At 70.3% G+C, this 2,687-nt stretch carries 1 protein-coding gene; it reads left to right on the plus strand.

Annotated elements, in window-relative coordinates; translation table 11 throughout:
• Nucleotides 1-2,546, plus strand: a 2,546-nt coding sequence (gene topA, locus RWX45_RS07210) for a type I DNA topoisomerase (protein ID WP_316023056.1), incomplete at its 5' end; no start/stop codon positions are given.
• Nucleotides 2,547-2,687 lie beyond the last annotated feature (141 nt).

Raw genomic sequence — 2,687 nt, forward strand, 5'->3', positions numbered from 1 at the left:
CCCGCCGTATCCTCGATCGGCTCGTCGGCTACGAGGTCAGCCCCGTCCTGTGGCGCAAGGTCCGCGCCGGCCTGTCCGCTGGGCGGGTGCAGTCGGTGGCCACCCGCCTCGTCGTCGAGCGCGAACGCGAGCGGATGGCTTTCAAGGCCGCCGGCTACTGGGGGGTGGAAGCGCAATTCTCCACCGACCTGTCCGCGGGCAGCTCGCTGCGCCCGCCGACCAAGGTGGCCGCTGCGGCCGTCGCCGGCGACGCCGCTGACGGTGGCACATCCTCCGCGCCGTCGAGCGCTGAGGACGCCTTCACCGCCCGCCTGGCCACCCTGGATGGGCGACGCGTGGCCACCGGCCGTGACTTCACCGACGCCGGTCAGCTGCGTCCGGCCGCCGTCAAGGCGGGCACCGTTCACCTGCATGAGGGCGCCGCCCGCGCCGTCGCCGAGGCCATCACCCGGGCAGTTCCACGCGTGGCCGAGGTGGAGAACAAGCCCTATCGGCGTCGTCCGGCCGCCCCCTTCACCACCTCCACTCTTCAGCAGGAGGCGAGCCGCAAGCTGCGCATGAACCCCCGCGAGACCATGCGGGTGGCGCAGGCCCTGTACGAGAACGGTTTCATCACCTACATGCGCACCGACTCCACGGTGCTGTCCGGGCAGGCGATCGCCGCCGCCCGCGGCCAGGTGGCCGAGCTGTACGGGCCCGAGTACGTGGCGCCCAAGCCGCGCCTGTACGCCACCAAGGCCAAGGGCGCGCAGGAGGCGCACGAGGCGATCCGTCCTGCCGGCGACCACTTCCGCACTCCCGCGCAGGTGTCCGGGCAGCTCACCGGTGCCCAGTTCCGCCTGTACGAGCTCATCTGGCGACGCACCGTCGCCTCCCAGATGGCCGACGCGACCGGGTCGACGGCGACCGTGCGGGTGGATGTTCCGCTGCGCCCGGCCGACGGCGGATCCCGCGACGCCGGTATCACCTTCAACACCGCCGGCCTGACGGCGTCGGGCACCGTTATTACCTTCCGCGGCTTCCTCGCCGCCTACGAGGAGGGGCGCGACGCCGAGCGCTACGAATCCGAATCCGCAGCGCCCGGGAACGGGGCCGGGGGAGCGGCCAAGGATCGGGACGTGCGGCTGCCCGCCATGATCACCGGGCAGGAGCTGATCGCGCTCGCGGCCGAGGCCGCCGGTCATGAGACGACCCCGCCGCCCCGCTACACCGAGGCCTCCCTGGTCAAGGCGCTGGAGGAGCGGGAGATCGGTCGCCCCTCCACCTACGCCTCCATCATGTCCACGATCTCCGACCGCGGTTACGTGGAGCACCGCGGACAGGCATTGGTGCCTACCTGGCTTGCCTTCGCCGTGACCCGATTGCTGGAGGAGAACTTCAGCGAGCTGGTCGACTATGACTTCACCGCCTCCATGGAGGCCGACCTGGACCGCATCGCCGCCGGTGAGGAGGACCGGGTCGACTGGCTGACCCGCTTCTACTACGGCCAGGATGGGCCGGGCGACGGCGCGGCGGCCGTCTCGCCGTCGGGATCCGCGCATGCGCTCACGCCGGGGGAGCATCAGGGTCTCAAGGCCCTGGTGGACGGCCTGGGAGAGATTGACGCCCGAGCCGTCAACTCCATTGAGATCGGGGAAGGCATCACCCTGCGCGTGGGCCGCTACGGCCCCTACCTGGAGGACGCCGAGGGCAAGCGCGCCAATGTTCCGGGCGACCTGGCTCCCGATGAGCTGACCGTCGCCAAGGCGCGCGAGTTGTTCGCTCGCGCCGCCGACGACGGCCGTGAACTCGGCGTCGACCCGTCCACCGGGCACACCATCGTGGTCAAGGACGGGCGCTACGGTCCCTACGTCACCGAGATCCTGTCCGAGGAGCAGTCCGCGGTGGATGAGGCGGCGGCCTCCGGGGACGATCCGGACGGCGCGACGTCACGAGCGGCGGCGAAGCCGGCGCGGAAGTCCAAGCGGGGTCCCAAGCCGCGCACGGCGTCGCTGCTGAAGTCCATGGATCTGGCCACCGTCACCCTGGAACAGGCGCTCGACCTGCTGAGCCTGCCGCGCGTCGTCGGCCAGGACGCCGATGGTGTCGACATCACCGCGCACAACGGCCGCTACGGGCCCTACCTGAAGAAGGGCACCGACTCCCGGTCGCTGGAAAGCGAGGAGCAGCTGTTCACGGTCACGCTGGAGCAGGCGCTGGAGCTATTCGCTCAGCCCAAGCGCCGTCGCGGCCAGGCGGCTTCGCGTGCACCGCTGCGTGAGCTCGGTACCGACCCGGCTACCGGCCGACCTGTCGTCATCAAGGATGGCCGCTTCGGTCCGTACTTCACCGACGGGGAGACGAATGTGACGCTGCGCCGCGACGATGATCCGGCCACGGTCACCCCCGAGCGCGCCTACGAACTCCTGGCGGAGAAGCGCGCCAAGGGGCCGGCGGAGAAGCGCACCACACGGCGGTCGACCAGCAAGGCCGGTGCGAAGACCGCGAGCAAGACCACCGCGAAGTCGGCTGCGTCGAAGCGCTCGACGTCCCGCTCGTCCAAGTAGATACGCCCATGCACCGAAACCGGCACTAATAACATGCCGAAACCGGCACTAATGACGTGCCGAAACCGGCACTTGTAACGTGCCGAAACCGGTCGAAGTTGCTGAGGGCGGGCTAAGTCTTGGGGCATCGGCCGGGGCCAT

It is taken from the genome of Actinomyces sp. MRS3W, from assembly GCF_032465695.1.
In the GTDB taxonomy this organism is placed as follows: Bacteria; Actinomycetota; Actinomycetes; order Actinomycetales; family Actinomycetaceae; genus Actinomyces.